Source organism: Ensifer sp. ENS09, from assembly GCF_014852425.1.
Lineage (GTDB): Bacteria > Pseudomonadota > Alphaproteobacteria > Rhizobiales > Rhizobiaceae > Ensifer.
The window spans coordinates 380,414-397,045 of record NZ_JACVBP010000004.1 but is presented as its reverse complement, the minus strand read 5'-3'; the positions used below and the strand labels follow the sequence as shown (position 1 = coordinate 397,045).

Here is a 16,632-nt window from a genome sequence, read left to right as displayed (position 1 = left end):
TTGCCCGTTCCGTTTACTAGGGCGATATACTTAATCACCGCCAAGATATTTCACTCACCCCTCATATAAATGACCGAAAACCATAGCGCGAGCCCAGGTTACTACAAATTGTATCGTAACGTTAATGGCGGACGCGCTCAGAGCGCGCCCAGCCTGGAATAGAGGTCGATCGTCCTTTGCCGATAGGCGGCGGCGGAGAACTCGTTTGCGATCCAGCGTCGGCCCGAAGCCCCCATCGCAGCGCGTTCGGCAGCCGGCAGACCGGCCATCGTCGACAGCACGCGGGCGAGATCGTCGGCGTCCCCCGAAATCGCGGTCATGCCGGTCTCGCCCTCGCGGATCATTTCAGGAATGCCGCCGATCGAGGCTCCGATCACCGGCCGCCCCAACGCATAGGCCTCAAGCACGCTGATCGGCGCGTTCTCATACCATTCGGAAGGCAGAACCAGCGCCAGCGACTGCCCGATCAGGCGGTGCAGGGCCTCGCCGGAGAGATAGCCGGCAAAGGTTACGTCGGCGCCGGTTTGCGCAACCAGTTGCCGCAGCATCGCTTCCTCGGGCCCGGTTCCGGCGATCACCAGCCGTTGGCCCGATGCGGCCGCCGCGCGGATCAGCGTCGCCAACCCCTTCTCCGGGGCCAGCCGTCCGGCAAAGACGAAATAGTCGCCCTCGACCCAGTCGGCCGAATAGTCGTCGACATCGACGAAGTTCGGGATATGGACCATCTGTTCCCGCGGCCAGCCCCATTCGACCAGCTTCTCGACGTAGAATTTGCTCGGTACGACGATGCGGTCCACCTTGTTGCGGTAGAGACCGAGCCCGCGGTGAACGACGGTTTCGGCGAGCACGACGGCGCTCAGCGTCGTCTCCCCCTTGATGCAGCGATGCCGCAAGACGTTGTAGATATGCCCGCCGCGACAGTCCTCGCAGACGGCACCGTGACGCAGCATCTTGTAGGAAGGACAGGCAAGCTTCAGATCGTGAGCGGTCATGACGACCGGGATGCCGGCCGCCTTCAGCGTTGAGAAGATCGCCGGCGAAAGATGGTGGTAGACGTTGTGGGCATGGGCGACGGAGGGCCGGGCGCGCTCGATCAGCCGGCTGACGTTCTTCTGCGCTTCACGCGAGTAGATGACGCTTGCCGCCTGAACGACCTTGCGCAGAAGGTTGGTGCGCCGGCCATACTCGATCTCGGAGACGAAATAGTCGGACCATGGCGAGGCTTCGTTATCCTCGTGCTGCATGGCGAAGGGCACCACGTCCCAGCCGATATCCGAAAACATCTTCATATGGTCGAAAAAGACCGCCTCCGCGCCACCGCGGCGATAGAAGTAGTTGTTGATGGCGAGCAGCCTGTTGCCGCCGTTCCCCTGCCCCGACATGCCCCCTCCTACCAGCCGAGCCTGTCGAGCGCCTGCTCGACCGGCAACACGACACAGCCCTTCTCAACCGCGTAGCGAACCAGGGTCTCGAAAGTCTCGGGCGTGCAGCCATAGGGCGTCGGACGCGCGGCGATGTCGTGGGTGAAAAATACGAGCCAGCCCGGTCGATCAACGACATCGTCGATCCAGCCCGTGAGCGCTCGAGCGTCCGCCTCCGGCTGCCGGATCTCGACGGCCTTCAGCATCAGCGGATCGACGGCCGTGCGGTTGACGCTCTCGCCAGCCGCACGACAAGTGCGGTAGCGGCGCCCCAGCTCCCGCCGCGCCAGCGGCCAGGCGGCATTGTAAGGAAAGGCGAAGTTGGTTGCAGCGGCATTGACGCCGCTCTGGCTGAGATAGGCGGCATTCCGGTCGAGATCCCGGGCGAGCCCACCTCCGCCCAGACGCCTGATTTTGCTGTGGGAATAGGTGTGGCAGCCGACCTCGTGACCCCGACGAGCGAGCTCGGCGCAGCCCTCCGGCGAGATCAGGGTACGATCCGTCTCGACCCGCCCCCCAAGCCCTCCGGCGATATAAAACGTTCCGTGCACGCCATGACGTTCGAGGATCGCGGCGCCGTTGTGCAGTGCTGTGTCCGGCACGTCGTCGAAGGTGAAGGAGACGAGCGGCGCATCGGTTATGACGTCACGCGGTTTCGCCGCGAGACGCCAGATCAGCCGGTTGGCGACGCGATCGACAAGGCCGTCGACCCTCGACAGAGCCTGTGAAAAACTAGGCATGCGCCACCATCCTTTGTGCAAGCGGGCGTGGTTCGGTTGCAAGCGCTGCCGAGGACTGCAGGCGCAAACCGCAAATTGCGAAGAGCAAGGTAAACCACAGCACGTTCGGACCATCGAAGAAGAAGGCCTCGAGGCTGGCGCTGTAGATCGAATAGAGCCATATCCGCAGGAACAGCCGCGTGAGGTCGCTGTGCTGCCGGGCCGGCGGTATGCGCGAGATATGATAGAGCGGGAGCACCACCAGCCAGAGCAGCGTGAGGATCAATCCGGGTATGCCGATGACCAGAAGCGTCTCGAGATAGGAATTATGCGCATGGGCGGCGCGAACCGCCCAGGTCTCGATGCCGCCGCCGCTGAAGACCACTTCCTCGGTCTGCCAGAAAGCCTTCAAGCCGCGGCCGATAAACGGCTGTTCAGCGATTACCGAAAAGGCGAAGCGCCAGACGTCGGCGCGGTTCGTGAAGGTCGCGTCGATGCCGAGCGACGTGACGAATTCGCCAAGTGGCCGGAAGACGGCCGACCCGACGGCGAAAAGGTTGAACAGGGCCACGCCGCCGATTGCAATCGGGATGCGCAGCAGGCGTACGCGTTCGAACAGCCATGCCAGAAGCAGGATGCCCGGCAGCATCGCCGTCGAGGTCTTCCCTCCCGTGTGGATGAGGAAGAAGAAGGCGAGGCCAACGATGGTCACGCCGACTAGCTTCGACCACCGATGCAGGACGTAAAGGCCGAGAAACGAGGCCAGCACCATGGCGACGGCCGCTTCGTTCTTGTGACGAAAATGGCCGCGCCACAGCCCTGCATGCATCGGCTCCAGCACTTCGTTGGCCTGGTGAATGGACAGAAGCGGCTTGAACAGTACGCCGTAATAGGCAACCGCGAGCATGACGAGCGTCGAGATCGCCAACATCTTGGCGAAGTGCCGCTCGTTGGCCGGCAACAGCAGATAGACGTTGGCGTTGACCGCGACCATCGTCGTCAGGATGATCGCCTTGATGCCGTTGGCCGGATGAGCGGAAACCAAGCAAGCAAAGAGCACCCACAAAAGCAGGACCGCAAGCAGCACCCGCGGCTGCATCAGCCCGCGCCGCATCGGATGCAGCACACCGTAACAAGAGGCGCCGGCAAACAGCAGCAAGGCCACGATCTGGTTCAGCCGGCTGGAATTGTCACCGCCCGGCTCCAGCAGGCTTTCCTTGGTCAGGTCGACGAAGGAATGGAAGGGAATCCAGTAGTAGATGGAAATCGCCAGGAACAGGAAGGTCCCGACGCGGACCCTCAAGGCTTCTGCAGAAGTGACCGGATTACCGCTGAGATCGGGCACGATGGCCGCCCTCTCACGGCGCCAGGGGCTGCGGACGACGGATGTATCTCCACAGACCGAGGGCAAGCGCGAGCGATATGCCGAGAACGATCCCGAGGAAGCCGCCGCCGGCGAGCAGAACCACGGTGCGCGGCGGCCAACTGCGTGCATTCGGCGGCAAGGCGCGCGAGATCACACGAACATTGGTCGTGTCGATCTGCTGGCGTTCAGTGATCTGCTGGGCACGCGCCAGGTGGGTCTCATAGATGGCGGCCTTGGCGCGCGCGTCCCTTTCGAGATCGCGCAGCTGTACCTGGGCTTCGTTATCGGAAAATACATTCGACTTCTCGTCGCTCGCCTTGGCGCGCAAGGCCGAAAAGGCCTGTTGCTCCCGGTCCATGTCCGCCTTGGCGCGATCCAGGATGCGGCGCGCCTCGTCGGCCATGGCCGATTCCAGGTTCGCGCGCTCCGAGCGCGCATTGACGAGGCGCGGATGGCGCTCGCCATAGGTGCGCTGCATGGAGGCGATCTGCTGCTGCAGCACGTTGTACTGCTCGCGCAGGTTCGTCATGTTGACGGATTCGAACTCGGAGGCGCTTGCGGTCCGCCCTTGCGCGATCGCATCGTTCATCTGCCGGTAGCGGGTATCGGCCTGGATGAAGCGCTGCTGGGCGTCGAGGACCTGGGTGTTGAGTTCGTTCGAAAGCTGATTGCTGACGAGCTGGCCGTCATTGGTCGACTGCAGCCCGTTCTTGCGGCGGAAATCCTCGACCGCCCGCTCGGATTCGGTGACGTTGTGGCGAAGTTCATCGAGCCGGGCGTTGAGGCTCTGCGCGACGCGACCGGCACTCTCGGCGGCGGACTGAAACAGCTCCTGCTCGAAGGCCGCGACGATCGCATCCGACAGCGTCACCGCTTTCGCAGGCTCTTCGCTCCAGACCTTCATCACCACCACGAAGGACCGCTCTTCGCGCCGGGCTTCCACCCGCTCCGACAAGGCGCGCATGGCGGCAAGCTCGTTTCCGGCCTGCTGCTCCGCCTTCGTGGAGAAGAGGTTCTTCAACGAGCTAAAGGCCGAGGGCTTCACGAATTCCGGATCCTCGGTGAGGCGCAGTTGTGTGATCACCCGCGATAGCACATTGCGCGACGTCAGGATGCGCAGCTTGCTTTCTACTTCCAGCAATTGCGCATCGCGCTGCGGGTTGCTGGTGAAGACGTCATCGCTGACGACGTTGAGGTTGGACGGATCGACGACGATATCGGTGTAGACCGTATAGCGCGGCGTCGCCGTCATAGCATAGGCGAGCGCCCCCCCCACACACAGGACGAGCGCCAGCACGATCCAGATGAGCCCGTCCCGCAACCAGCCGATGATATCATCGATGCCGATCCTGCTAAGGCCGCTCAACCCGGGAAAGTAGCTATCGCGCGTCGCGCCGGCCGCACTGGACACGGGACGCGCCACGTCAGTGGGCTGGGGCGTGGCGTTCGGAATATCTCTGGATTGGCGCTGGATTTCGGCGGGCCTGTCTGTTGCCGACCTGTCGGCGGCAGTCTCCGCTTCGTGAAGGTCCGACGAGAGCAGATCGAGCAACGAACCTCTTTCGACCGGCGCACGCTGCTCGCGTGCCGGTTGACTGACCCCCTGTTTTCCGGCCTCGTCCGGCCTATACATAAGCATCCCTCACGCACGCCCATCAAGACGCGAAGATCGTGACCCCGCGAGCCGCCTTCTAGCGCAGAATTAAGGTTGTACGGTGAATATTCCGTTAAACGGCAGGATTGTCGCTTAACCCATGGCTTCAGAAGTCGGTCAACAACCGGCTCCAGCTCTCCGATGCCAGACCGCCGACATAGATATCGTTGCGCTGGGCCGCGTCTTTCAGATCTGCATGCCGCGTCACCATGCAGAAGTAGCCGCGATGGTGGAAGGACAGCCATCTCTGGCGCGAGATCGCATTCATGAGGAACGGCTGCGAGCTGCCGACGGCGAGCGCATAACCCTCCGCGTCAAGCGCGTGGAACATCTGCGAAGTAACGGCGAACTCGCGGCCGGCCTCGCAGACGACATTGAGCACCGTCGCCCGCTCACCGGCCTTGCCGAAGTAGAGATAGGCGCCGATGACGCGCCCGCTCTCGTCTCGAACCTCTCGGCAGAGAAGATCGCCGAGCGGCGTGTTCAGTCGCGCGACCATCACCAGCCAGTCGAACTCACTGCGCGACCAGACCGGCCTGACGGAAAAGCGCTGCAGCATCGGTTCTGCGAGATCGACGAAGGCGGCGGGGTCGATGGCGTGCGTCGTGCAGCCGGCCACCGGATCGGGTTTCGTACGTGGGCGGCGGCGCCGCAACAGCCGGTCGGCAAGCGCGAGCGGCTTGGAAAGGATCGGGGATCGGAGCGGGCGCACTTGCCGACCAACCGTCAACCCCCAGGCTTTGAACGGCCGGAAGGAGCGACGCCAGTCGAGGCTCTGGATCGGCAGCACGACGCCACCGCCGGCAACCCAGTGATCGGCGCTGACCGGAGACGAGTTGTCGGAAAAACACATGTCCTGGCGTGTCGCCCGCATGGCGCGCGCCAGGCAGGCGGCGCCGACCGCACCGGCCTTGCCTTCGGACATGAAGGCGCAGAGAAGCTTCGCCACCGTCCGGCGGCCGTTGACCGTGAACTCCATGGGAAGCGCCAGGATGGCGCTGCCGAGGCTGCCGGAGCCGTCGTCGTAAACGATGCTGCCGTGTTCCGGCGCGTATAGCGGGCTACCGAAGAAGATGGTCTCGACATATTTCTGCAGTTCCGGGCTCGCGTCCTGCTCCCGCTTGCGAAAGATCCGGGTGAACATGCTGCTGACGGCCGGGATATCTCGGGGTTCCATGGCGCGCACATTGCCCATCCGGGGCATTTCCCGTCCGAGCGACCGTGCAGCCTGGATTTTCCCCAGTTCAGCCTCCATGCGCCACCCCCGTCGACAGGGAAGCTGCGCCGGCCTGCTCCCGATCGCGCCGCACGAAACGCAGGAAGACCGCCCATGAGACGATCACCATCGCGATCTCGATCACGTAAAAGGAAATGAACGTGCCTGTCGGCGGTGCGTACCAGGTCGCCCAAGCGGTGAGTGCCGCCCCAAGCACGCTGCCAAGCCCCATGACCGACGCGCGCGCCGGATGGTGGCCGGACGCGCCAAGCGCCTCCATCGCCACCGACCACATGGCAAGCGGCACGACGACCCAGCACAGGATGCGAACGAAGGAAACGAGAGAGACGTAGTCCTTGCCGAAGAGATAGGGCAGCACTGGCGCCAGCACGAAGACGGCGACGGCCGCGGCAATGCTGATCGAGGTGGCCGCGAACAGCACCTTGCGCACGCGCTCGAAGGCATGATGCAGGCCGGCTGCGGTCGCCTTTGCCGAACCGGGATAGATCAACCGGTTCAAGGCCTCGACCGAGAGGTAGCTGCTCTCCAGCATGCGCCGCGCGACGCTGTAGCTGGACATGACCTCCGCACTTGCAACCAGGCTCAGGACCAGAAGGTCGGCGTTCTGCCGGACAGCGCGCAGGATGAACGGGATACTGAAATAGAGCCCGAGCGGCAGCTCTTCCCGCACGATTCCATAGGTCGGACGTCCCAGTCCCTTAACCGCCCGCCAGCAGCCAAGGGCCACGATCACATGGCACACGAACTGCCACACGGCCCAGGAGGCAACCGATGCCACTCCGAAGGCGATGCAGGCGAGCGCTGCAGCGATGGTGCGCGCCAGGGCGAAACCGACGACCACCTTGTTGGCCGAGGCAAAATTCGAATGCGCGAGAAAGATCTGCTCCGCCAGCACGATGACGCGCACGAAGATGATGTTGGTCACGAGCATCAAGGTGATCACCGTGACATTGGTCACGGGATCGGGCGAAAGCGTGAAGAAGAACGGCAACACCGCCGCGCCAAGCAACACCAGCAGCACGCCGCTGATCGCAGTCAGGATGATGTTGTGGCCGAGCATCTGCGGATACATGCCACGGTCGCGCGCGACGCGGCGCACCAGACACTCCATCGCGCCGAGACCGCACAGATGAACTGCGATGTTGGCAACGGCCGTGATTGCGACGAAGACGCTGAACTCATGCACGCCGAGAAAACGCGCGAGGATCGCAAAGGTCAGGAGTTGCGCAGCCGAGCCAATGACAAGGCTGCCGCCGGATGCAGCATAGGATATGATCATCGAGAGGAACGGTTTGTGCGCGCGTTCCTTCACACCTTCCGAAGCCATTCCGATCTGCCCTTGACCTCAACCGCTCATTGTTACGCTCAAAAAGCGTTCAATGACAGCGAGCACCCGCCTCTGATCACGCGCACGGTAACAGGCAGAAATGATTGCGCGGTTAACGTGCTCGCAGCAATTGTATTTCAGCTTCCGTTTACTCAATTACACTAGGCTACGGTCCGCACGTCTACAGAGTTTTCCAGCGACATGAGGAGCGGCCGTGGCGCACGACGACATCAATCCGACCGACCGACCGACCGAAGACCGGGCCGCGACACTGCACCGGTTCATGGGTGTCGAACTGGAACTTGCGCCCGACGTCCTGGTTCCGCGGGAAGAAACGGAGCTTCTTGGAAGGAGCGCCGTTTCGATTCTTGAAGGCGGCCCTTCGGACGTCACCATCATCGACATGTGCTGCGGCTCCGGCAACCTCGCCCTTGGCATTGCCAGCGAGATCCCCTCGGCGCGTGTCTGGGGCGCGGATCTGACGGACAGCACCGTCGCGCTTGCCCGCCGCAACGTCGATCGGCTCGGCCTCGGCTCGCGCGTCTCCATCCGGCAGGGCGATCTTTTCGCGGCGCTTGAAAGCGACGATCTGCAAGGCAAGATTGACGTCGTGGTCTGCAATCCCCCCTATATCTCGACCGGCCGGCTGGAGGGCGACCGCGCCCATCTGCTCGAGAGCGAGCCGCGCGAAGCCTTCGATGGCGGCCCCTACGGCATTTCCATCCATCAGCGCCTGATCCGAGATGCGCACGCCTTCCTGAAACCGGGAGGCTGGCTGTTGTTCGAGTTCGGCGAGGGCCAGGAGCGGCAGGCAGCCGCCCTTCTCTCACGGGCGAAAGCCTATGCACCGGTCACCTTCGCGACCGACCGCGACGGCAAACCGCGCGTCGCCATCGTCCAGAAAATCGCCGACCCGGCGGCGGCGGGCACCGGAGAGCTCGTCCGATGAGCGAAATCCGTTCGCTAGAATACGCGGACGTTCCAGCGGTCGCCGGAATGTTCCAGCGGGTGTTCCGCGAGGAGCGCACCACTTCGCCAGCCCTTGCCGACTATATGCGGCAGCTCTATCTCGACGGACCGAACTCCGATGCGGAAATCAGACCGCTGGTACATGTGAACGACGAAGGCCGGATCACCGGTTTCGTCGGCGTCAACGCGCTGCCGATGACACTGAACGGCCGGCATCTGCGCGCCGCGATCTGCGGATCGCTGATGGCGGAAGACCGTGAAAGCGATCCCTTGGCGGGAGCGCGCCTCATGAAGGCGTTCCTCGCCGGTCCGCAGGATCTATCGTTCAGCGAGACGGCAAGCGAAGTCTCGGTGCAGATGTGGACGCGGCTCCGCGGCGTGGTTCTGCCGCAGTACAGCCTCGACTGGGTGCGCGTCATCCGTCCGGCGACGTTCAGCCTCAGCGTCGCCTCGAACCGTATCAAGCCCGCCCGGCTCGCCGCCCCCTTCGCGCGTGTGCTCGACAATTTCTATCGCAAGCGCATGGTCCAGGGCGAGCAGCGCTGGTCCGCCCTGCCCGAAGCGGGAGCGGCACCGGCCGGCTTCACCGCGACCGAGACGGACCGCAGCGGCTTTGCCGCCGTCGTCGACCAGTTCACCGCGCAGTTTCCGCTTCGCCCCGAATGGAGCGATGGCCAGCTCGACCACATCCTTGCCGATGCTGAAAAGAAGCCGGAGCAAGGCGAGCTCGTCTACGCGCTGGTAACGGCCCGCACGGGCACCGTCGTCGGAGCCTTCGCCTACTACGCCAAGGCCGGTGAAATTGGTCGGGTCCTGCAGATCCTGGCGCGACCCGGGCAGGCCGGGCCGGTCATCGACTGCCTGGTCGACGAGGCGTCGAGACGGGGCCTTGCGGGCTTGCGCGGACGCACGCAGCCGGCGCTGATGGAAGCCATGCTCGGCCGACGCATCGCCTTCGTGCACGTCGCCTCGAGCGTCGTGCACTCGCGCGACCAGGAGATTGTCGAAGCCTGCCGCGACGGACAGGGCTTCTTCAACGGTATTTCCGGCGAATATTGGAGCCGGCTGATCGGCGGCAGCTTCTCTTGAGCGTGACCGGCGGTCCGGCCAGGCCTCAATAGCCGGCGATCTCCTCCACGGGCTGCACCAGTTGCGGCCCGAGATGCAGGTAGCGCGTCGCCTTGCGCTTGGCAGCGATATCGGCCCAGACCCGTTCGACCTGCACCACGGTCAGGCCGGCCGCCTTGGCGACGGCGTCAATCTCGATCCCGTGGTTGAGGCCGTAAAGGCAGAGGTCCATGCGATCGTAAGGCAGGGAGAAATAAAACTCCTCCTGCGTCTGCTCCAGCGAATAGGTGTCGGTCGTCGGCGGGCGACGGCAAACTTCGGCGGGAACGCCGAGATGGGCGGCAAGCGCATAGACCTGCGACTTGTAGAGATGGGCGATCGGCTTGACGTCGGCGGCGCCATCGCCGTTCTTGACGAAGAAGCCCTGGTCGTACTCCAGCCGGTTCGGCGTGCCGAGCACGGCGAAGTTCAGCCGGTCCGCATGGTAGTACTCGACCTGCTTGCGGGTGCGCTGCTTCATGTTGGTGGCAGCGACGACGCCGAGATAGACCGATGGCGGCATTCGGTGTTTCGATTGCACGCCTTCAGGGCTCTGAACCACCAGCGAGGAGATGTTGTAGCCTTCGCCTTCGAGCGCATTGGCGATGACGACCTTCGAGGCCCATCCGTCGCCATAGTCCGGAACCAGTTCGCGGATGAAGGCGTCGCGGCGCTCGTAGCAGCCCATGGCCTTGAGCGTCGGCCCAATGTCTTCGACGATCGCCTCGACGCCGAAGGTTTCGGCGACCAGCCGGCCGAAGCGCAGGCTTTCCGGATCGGAATCGTTTTCCGGCATGAACAGGCAGAAGACGTTCTTGGCGCCGACCGCGCGCACCGCAAGCGCCACCGAGACGCTCGAGTCGATGCCGCCGGAGAGCCCGAGCACCAGACCGCGCTTCTTCATGGAGCGCACCTGCCCGCGCAAGCCGGAAACGATGCGGTCGGTTTCGAGCGCATGGTCGATCGTCAGGGTTTCGGCCGAAAACAGGCCCGTGCCCCCGGTTGTTCTGATGTTCATTGTGCAGGCTCCATCGTCTCGGCGGCAAGTCGGCGGCTGACCTTGCCGGTATCCGTCTTCGGCAGTTCGGTGCGGAATTCGATGATCTTCGGCACCATGAAATCCTCGAGGTGGCGGGTGCAGTGGCGGATGATGTCCTTGTCGGTCAAGCCAGGATCCGTAAGCACCACAAGGGCAGCGATCGCGTGGCCGAGCACCGGATCGGCCACGCCGACCACGACGGCCTCGGCGATGCCGGGATGGGCATGGAGCACGGTCTCGACTTCCTTGGGCGCCACCTTCTCGCCACGGGTCTTGATGATGTCGTCCTTGCGGCCGACGAAATAGAGAAAGCCCTCTTCGTCCGTCTGGAAGAGGTCGCCCGTATAGAGCACCTTTTCCCACGGGTTCGGTCCGGGCCGCAGCATGCGCTCGGTCGCCGCGTCGTTGCGCCAGTAGCCCTGCATCACATGCGGCCCGCGGATGACGAGTTCGCCAGGAACGCCCGGCGGCACGCGGCTGCCCTCGTCGTCGACGACAAAGGCTTCCGTATTCGGAATGGCGATGCCGACCGAGCCCGGCCGGCGATCCAGTTCCTCCGGCGGCAGGTAGGTGCAACGCTTGCACTCCGTCAGCCCGTACATCGAATAGAGCCGCGCGCCCGGGAAAAGCTCACGCAGGCGGGCGATGTGCGGCGGCGGAAGCGCCGCGGCGGTGTTGGAGAGATAACGCAGGCTCGGCAGAAACCCCGGCTCCAGATCGCGCATCTGCAGGATCATCGCCGCCATCGTCGGCACCAGCGGGAAGCCGGTGACGCCCTCCTCGCGGATGCGCTCGAAGATCGCATGCGGGAACGCAAAGGACTTTTCGAGCACCAGCGTCGCGCCGAGCCTGATCGCCATCAGCAACTGGTAGAGGCCATAGTCGAAGGCGAGCGGCAGCACGTTGAGGATGATGTCGTCGTGCTCGTTGCGCAGGTAGGTGGTGATCGATTCCGAGGCCGCGTCGATATTGCGATGGGTCATCATCACGCCCTTCGGGCGCCCGGTCGAACCCGACGTGTAGATCAGCATCGCCAGATCGACGTCGATGCCGCGATGCGGCACCGGCATCGCCTCCGCCGCCGACAGGCAGCCCTCGAAGGGCACCGCGCCGGCAGGCGACTGGCCATTTGGCGCCGCGGTCGATGCAACGAAGATGTCGGCCTTGCCGCTGCTTTGCGCCTGGGCTTCCGCCACCACCGGCATCAGCTTGGCCTGCGTCAGGATCGCGGCCGGCTCGCAGTCATCGATAATGTAGGCGAGCTTGTCCGCCTTGGTGGAGGCGTTGATCGGGCTGAAGGTCGCGCCTGCCTTCAGGATCGCGAAGATCGAGACGGCCGCCTCCCAGCAATTGTCCATGAACACGAGGACGCGGTCGTTGCGCTTGACGCCCGCCTTAGCCAGCGCGGCCGCCAGCCGGCTCGACAGCTCGTCGAACTCGCCGTAGCTGAGCCGCTTGCGATCGGTCACGAGCGCCGTCTTGGCCGCATGCCTTGCCGCATTGCCGATGAGAAATTGTTCGAACCGCATGGAACGCCCTCGGGTCTTGGTTAGGCCGTGGCCGGCACTCCGGCCTTCGCCTCGATGAAGGCCGAGATGCGGGCGAGCGAATCGAGGTTCGCAGGCACGATGTCGGCGTCGGCCATGGCAATGCCGAACTGGTCTTCGATAAAGGCGACGAGTTCGAGAACGCCGGTCGAGTCGATGATGTCGTTCTCGATCAGAGAGGCGCCGTCGGCGAGATCGTACGAGGTATCGCCAAACAGGAAGTTCTCGATGACAAAGGCCCTGACCTTGTCCTTGATGGTTTCCGTCATTTCATTTCCTTTCCCAATGGGTTTCAGGCCGCTTAAGCGGCGCGGATGCTGGTGCCGGTAAAGGTCTGCAGCCAGAGCTGCGTCGACAGGATGCCGACGAAGGCGGCATTGTCCCTAAAGCCGGTGGTCGGTTGCGACTGGCATTTCTCGTAGAGCTTGCTCACGGCCTTGGCATTGAACAGACCGCTGTCACCGATGCGCGTCTCGCTCATGGCATCGCGAACGTAATCCAGTTCGCCGGCGCCGGTGAACGAATGGCTGTCGGGCGCACGATAGGGCTGCTTCGTGCGCTGGCCGATCGTCGGCGGAAGCAGATCCTTCGTCGCTTCGCGCAGGATGTGTTTTTCCACCAGCCCCTTCAGCTTCATTTCCGGCGGCAGGCGCGTCGCGAACTCCACGAGCCGATGGTCCAGGAACGGGAAGCGTCCTTCGATCCCGTGCGCCATGGCCATGCGATCGCCCTGGCTGGAGAGAATGTAGCCGGGCAGAAGGAAACGGCTTTCGAGATACTGCGCCTGGTGCAGCGGATGCCAGCGACCGAAGGCGGCAGGAAGCCGGCTCGCCAGATCCTCGGCCGCGTCGTAGTCCTTCAGCGTGGCGCGTAGGTCGGGAGAAAAGAAGATCTTGGTCGCGGCCGTGCTTTTGAACCGCGGGCGGTGCGAGAACAGCGGGTCGTTGAGCGGCACGTCGCCGGCGCCGAAGAAAGCGGCGAGATATTCCGCCGATTGCTGCTGCAGGCCCGGCAGATAGGGGTAGAGCTTGCGGAACAGGTGCGGCCGGATTCGCGAGCCGGGCTGGCGGCCGCAGAAGCGGCGCACCCGCGCCTCCTTGAAGATATCGTATCCGGCGAAGACCTCGTCGGCGCCCTCGCCTGTCAGCACGACCTTCAATCCCTGCTCGCGCACGAGGCCCGAGAGCTGGTAAAGCGGAGCCGGCGCCGTGCGGATGATTGGACGTTCGGCGAAGCGGACGACCTGCGGGAACACTTTCGCGATGTCGCCGGCGCGACAGGCGACCGCGCTATGATGCGTGCCGAGCGCCTTTGCCATTTCCATCTGGAAGGCGCTCTCGTCATGTTCGACGCTATCAAACGTCACGGAAAACGTGCGCAGACCCTGCGGCGCCATTCCGGCAGCAAGCGCCGAGACGATGGAGCTGTCGAGCCCGCCCGAGAGATAGGATCCGACGGTCACGTCGGCCCGCATGCGGATCCGGGTCGCATCGGTAAGAAGGGCGCGTAGTTCCTCGGCCGCACTACGCTCATCGGCAAACAATGGCGGCGCGTCGTGGTCCGGATAGTCGAGTTGCCAGTAGGGGCGGATCGACGTCTTGCCCTTCTCGACGATCATCAGGTGAGCCGGCTCGAGCTCGTGAATGCCTCGAAAGCCGGTCCGCGGCGCGATCGGCGCCCAAAGGGTAAAAATCTGGTCGAGCGCAACGGGATCGAGTTCGGCGGAAATGCCGGGGACCTGGAGCAGCGCCTTGATTTCGGAGGCGAAATAGAATGTCCCGGCATGGGTCGTGTAAAACAACGGGCGCACGCCCATGCGGTCGCGCGCCAACAGCATGCGCTGGCGGCGTCGATCCCAGATCGCAAAGGAAAAGTCGCCGTTGAGGACGGACAGGCAGTCCTCACCCATCACGGCGTAGAGATGCAGGATGACCTCGGTGTCGCTCGCGGTGCGGAACCGCCGCCCCTTGGCGCGCAGTTCCTCGCGCAATTCGACGTAGTTGAAGATCTCGCCGTTGAAGGCGATCGAAAGGTCGCCGGTTTCGTCGGACATCGGCTGCTGGCCGTCGCCGAGACCGACGATCGAGAGCCGCACATGGGCGAGCCCGGCCTCAGGCGCGGCAAGAATACCGTTTTCATCCGGGCCGCGATGCGCGATCGCAGAGGCCATCCTTTTGAGAAGGATTTCCGCCTCCGGGACCGACCCGAAATAGCCACCGTAACCGCACATGCCGAGATACTTTCACACCGTTCGATCACTGCCGGACCATAAACCGCATGACGGAATCATGGGTTAATCTCCGGCATTTTCTAGTTGTATGGTAAATACCGCCGTTCAGGCGCCGCGTTGAGGATAAGCACCGCTGGCCCTTGACGTCAGCGCTCCGGAATTCGTCTTTTCGATGCCATCCTGAGCATCAGATACAGAAACAGGATCGGCCAGAAAACGCAGACCAGAAGCCCGGCCACGCGGTACATGTTCCAAGGTGCATGCGCCTGCAATCCTTCAAGATAGGTCATCCCCACGAGAAAAAACGCCGTCAGGCCATAAGCGACACCGGCAACGTATAACCAGGACATGCAACCGCCCTCCGCGACGCGCCACAACCAAAACCAGGAAATAGCAGCAGTGAACCTATACCACCGGAAGTAACATCTTGAAACGAAGAATTAACTTTAAGCGGAGGCATGGTTAACCGAACCGGGGATCGTTTCGGTTCTCGGCGAATGCCCGGAGCATTGCCATTCGCGTTCTCAAGACACGGAACGAATTTGAGCTGCCAGCAGTCCTCAGCGGCTGCCCTCGTGGGCCACGAACAACAGGTCGAAACCGCGGAACTCCCGGCGCGCGATCGATTTGCGCAGCGCGGTCCAGATGGCCGAGGGATTGTCGAGGCGGAAACCTTTGAAGCTGCGGATCAATCCGATAGTGGCGGTCATGGTGCGAAGGACGCGCGACAGCCTGGAGCCCGTCAGCGACGCAAACAGGATCTGCGGATGAACCGCCAGCAGCACGCCGGCCGTCCGCATCCGATCGATCGTGCGGAACTGGTTCAGCGCGCGATACTCGTAACCTTCGATGTCGATCTTGAAACAGAGCCTTTCGGTCCGCGCCATGTCCTGAAGGGCTGCGATCGTCACGGTGCGCGCACGGATCGCCTCGCCGTCGTCGTCGGCGATCAGGGCCGATGTTTCGGAGCTGCCAAAACCGCCACCGACGGAATGCAGCACGAGAACGTCATCCTCCGACAGTGCGGCATTGATGACCCGCACTTCGCCGCAATTCTCCGGCTGCATTTCCTTGAGGATGCCGAAACAGACAGGGTCGGGCTCGACAGTGATGACGTTGTCGGCAATCTGCGCCGCCCAATAGGGCGTCACGCCGATCCAGCCGCCGATGTCGATGAAGGTCGTCTTCGCGTCGACCAGGCGTTCGATGTTCTGGAACGTGCAGGGCTCCCAGTCACCGTTCTGCAGCCGCGCGAAAAAGCGCTTCTTTTCCGGCTTGTCGGGAAACTGAACGGTCTTGTGGAAATAGGTTATCGAACGCATGGCGCTTCTCTAACCCATATCCGGACGAAGCGGAATCGATTTTGCGAAGGGCTCGCATGCCCGAGGCGAATGACTGCCCCCGGCGCATCGCCGCCTGCATTTTCGGGAAGGACCGCCCGTACAAGGGAGCCGCCGCCGTTAGGCGTCCACCGGCTCCATCGAACCGCGGGCCTCGCTAAGCTCCGCCGTCGTTTGTGTGAGGCGGTCGGCGAGAACGCGCATGATTTCCACCGCCATCTCGGGGAAATCGGCCAGAAGCTTGAGGAAATCGTCCTTGCGGATGCGCAGGGCCTCGAGCGGCGTGCTGGTGCGCACCGTCGCGGTGCGTGGCGTGTTGCAGAGGATGGCGATTTCGCCCACGATCGAATTCTGCTCTAATTCCGCGATCTTGAAAGGCCCACCCGCCGTATTGATGAGCACCTCCGCCTTGCCGGAAAGAATGACATAGGCCGCGTCGCCGATATCACCCTGATAGAACAGCGCTTCGCCGGCGCTGTACATGACCCTGTCGGACGTGAAGGCCAGAAGTTTCAGCTTTGCCGGCGGCAATCCCGAGAACAGGGTTATTCGGCGCAGCATTTCGACTTCGTCTTTGAGCAACATCACAATCCGTGTCTCCGAGTTCCTGTCGGGGGCAACTTGCCTCCCGCATCGCGGCGGGACCATATGCTCGTGCCCTGACATTAATATTACA

The 16,632-nt window shown here is 63.3% G+C and carries 15 protein-coding genes; 2 read left to right on the top strand and 13 right to left on the bottom strand.

Annotated elements, in window-relative coordinates:
• Window positions 1–137: 137 nt before the first annotated feature.
• The 6 genes from IB267_RS22175 to IB267_RS22150 form a co-directional block, all read right to left on the bottom strand.
• Window positions 138–1,382 (bottom strand): glycosyltransferase family 4 protein, encoded by a 1,245-nt coding sequence (locus IB267_RS22175; protein ID WP_192449601.1) that lies wholly within the window; start codon window positions 1,380–1,382, stop codon window positions 138–140.
• Window positions 1,383–1,390: 8 nt separating this feature from the next.
• Window positions 1,391–2,161: a polysaccharide deacetylase family protein gene (locus IB267_RS22170; RefSeq protein WP_192449600.1), complete on the bottom strand. Its 771-nt coding sequence runs from the start codon at window positions 2,159–2,161 to the stop codon at window positions 1,391–1,393.
• Window positions 2,154–3,485, bottom strand: coding sequence for an O-antigen ligase (locus tag IB267_RS22165; protein WP_192449599.1), 1,332 nt, complete (start codon window positions 3,483–3,485; stop codon window positions 2,154–2,156). Before IB267_RS22165 ends, IB267_RS22170 begins: the two co-directional genes overlap by 8 nt.
• Before the next feature lie 13 nt (window positions 3,486–3,498).
• Window positions 3,499–5,139: a GumC family protein gene (locus IB267_RS22160; RefSeq protein WP_192450020.1), complete on the bottom strand. Its 1,641-nt coding sequence runs from the start codon at window positions 5,137–5,139 to the stop codon at window positions 3,499–3,501.
• Between the two features lie 127 nt (window positions 5,140–5,266).
• Entirely contained in the window at window positions 5,267–6,355 is a 1,089-nt protein-coding gene (locus IB267_RS22155) for a GNAT family N-acetyltransferase (protein WP_246810789.1), read from the bottom strand.
• A gap of 49 nt (window positions 6,356–6,404) precedes the next feature.
• Window positions 6,405–7,724, bottom strand: coding sequence for a lipopolysaccharide biosynthesis protein (locus IB267_RS22150; RefSeq protein ID WP_192449597.1), 1,320 nt, complete (start codon window positions 7,722–7,724; stop codon window positions 6,405–6,407).
• Window positions 7,725–8,007: 283 nt separating this feature from the next.
• On the opposite strand from IB267_RS22150, the gene IB267_RS22145 reads away from it, so the two are divergent.
• Together IB267_RS22145 and IB267_RS22140 are read left to right on the top strand one after the other, a co-directional pair.
• Complete coding sequence (locus tag IB267_RS22145) at window positions 8,008–8,673, top strand: HemK family protein methyltransferase (protein ID WP_192450019.1); 666 nt, start codon at window positions 8,008–8,010, stop codon at window positions 8,671–8,673.
• Window positions 8,670–9,782 carry a hypothetical protein gene (locus tag IB267_RS22140; RefSeq protein WP_192449596.1) on the top strand — a complete coding sequence of 371 codons (1,113 nt, stop codon included), beginning with the start codon at window positions 8,670–8,672 and terminating at the stop codon, window positions 9,780–9,782. The genes IB267_RS22145 and IB267_RS22140 overlap by 4 nt, the downstream gene beginning before the upstream one ends.
• 25 nt (window positions 9,783–9,807) lie before the next feature.
• On the opposite strand, the gene nadE is transcribed toward IB267_RS22140, so the two are convergent.
• The 7 genes from nadE to IB267_RS22105 all read right to left on the bottom strand — a co-directional run bounded on the left by nadE (window position 9,808) and on the right by IB267_RS22105 (window position 16,541).
• On the bottom strand, window positions 9,808–10,818 hold the full coding sequence (nadE, locus tag IB267_RS22135) for an NAD(+) synthase (protein WP_192449595.1): 1,011 nt from the start codon (window positions 10,816–10,818) through the stop codon (window positions 9,808–9,810).
• A complete protein-coding gene (locus IB267_RS22130; RefSeq protein ID WP_192449594.1) occupies window positions 10,815–12,368 on the bottom strand; it encodes a class I adenylate-forming enzyme family protein in 1,554 nt (517 codons plus the stop codon). The genes nadE and IB267_RS22130 overlap by 4 nt, the downstream gene beginning before the upstream one ends.
• 20 nt (window positions 12,369–12,388) lie before the next feature.
• Window positions 12,389–12,655 carry an acyl carrier protein gene (locus IB267_RS22125; RefSeq protein WP_034799210.1) on the bottom strand — a complete coding sequence of 89 codons (267 nt, stop codon included), beginning with the start codon at window positions 12,653–12,655 and terminating at the stop codon, window positions 12,389–12,391.
• Window positions 12,656–12,687: 32 nt separating this feature from the next.
• A complete protein-coding gene (gene asnB, locus IB267_RS22120) occupies window positions 12,688–14,616 on the bottom strand; it encodes an asparagine synthase (glutamine-hydrolyzing) (RefSeq protein ID WP_192449593.1) in 1,929 nt (642 codons plus the stop codon).
• 146 nt (window positions 14,617–14,762) lie between these two features.
• The gene (locus IB267_RS22115) at window positions 14,763–14,966 is read right to left on the bottom strand and encodes a hypothetical protein (RefSeq protein WP_034799207.1); all 204 of its coding nucleotides are present in this window, start codon (window positions 14,964–14,966) and stop codon (window positions 14,763–14,765) included.
• Window positions 14,967–15,176: 210 nt separating this feature from the next.
• Complete coding sequence (locus IB267_RS22110; RefSeq protein WP_192449592.1) at window positions 15,177–15,938, bottom strand: FkbM family methyltransferase; 762 nt, start codon at window positions 15,936–15,938, stop codon at window positions 15,177–15,179.
• A 138-nt stretch (window positions 15,939–16,076) separates the two neighbouring features.
• A complete protein-coding gene (locus IB267_RS22105) occupies window positions 16,077–16,541 on the bottom strand; it encodes a cyclic nucleotide-binding domain-containing protein (protein ID WP_192449591.1) in 465 nt (154 codons plus the stop codon).
• Between the last annotated feature and the right edge of the window lie 91 nt (window positions 16,542–16,632).

Coding starts and splice junctions, on each gene's coding strand:
- IB267_RS22155 (WP_246810789.1), bottom strand. CDS start 6,355: ATGGGCAATGTGCGCGCCATGGAACCCCGAGATATCCCGGCCGTCAGC.
- nadE (WP_192449595.1), bottom strand. CDS start 10,818: ATGAACATCAGAACAACCGGGGGCACGGGCCTGTTTTCGGCCGAAACC.
- IB267_RS22110 (WP_192449592.1), bottom strand. CDS start 15,938: ATGCGTTCGATAACCTATTTCCACAAGACCGTTCAGTTTCCCGACAAG.
- IB267_RS22175 (WP_192449601.1), bottom strand. CDS start 1,382: ATGTCGGGGCAGGGGAACGGCGGCAACAGGCTGCTCGCCATCAACAAC.
- IB267_RS22130 (WP_192449594.1), bottom strand. CDS start 12,368: ATGCGGTTCGAACAATTTCTCATCGGCAATGCGGCAAGGCATGCGGCC.
- IB267_RS22170 (WP_192449600.1), bottom strand. CDS start 2,161: ATGCCTAGTTTTTCACAGGCTCTGTCGAGGGTCGACGGCCTTGTCGAT.
- IB267_RS22115 (WP_034799207.1), bottom strand. CDS start 14,966: ATGTCCTGGTTATACGTTGCCGGTGTCGCTTATGGCCTGACGGCGTTT.
- IB267_RS22150 (WP_192449597.1), bottom strand. CDS start 7,724: ATGGCTTCGGAAGGTGTGAAGGAACGCGCGCACAAACCGTTCCTCTCG.
- IB267_RS22125 (WP_034799210.1), bottom strand. CDS start 12,655: ATGACGGAAACCATCAAGGACAAGGTCAGGGCCTTTGTCATCGAGAAC.
- IB267_RS22105 (WP_192449591.1), bottom strand. CDS start 16,541: ATGTTGCTCAAAGACGAAGTCGAAATGCTGCGCCGAATAACCCTGTTC.
- IB267_RS22140 (WP_192449596.1), top strand. CDS start 8,670: ATGAGCGAAATCCGTTCGCTAGAATACGCGGACGTTCCAGCGGTCGCC.
- IB267_RS22145 (WP_192450019.1), top strand. CDS start 8,008: ATGGGTGTCGAACTGGAACTTGCGCCCGACGTCCTGGTTCCGCGGGAA.
- IB267_RS22160 (WP_192450020.1), bottom strand. CDS start 5,139: ATGTATAGGCCGGACGAGGCCGGAAAACAGGGGGTCAGTCAACCGGCA.
- asnB (WP_192449593.1), bottom strand. CDS start 14,616: ATGTGCGGTTACGGTGGCTATTTCGGGTCGGTCCCGGAGGCGGAAATC.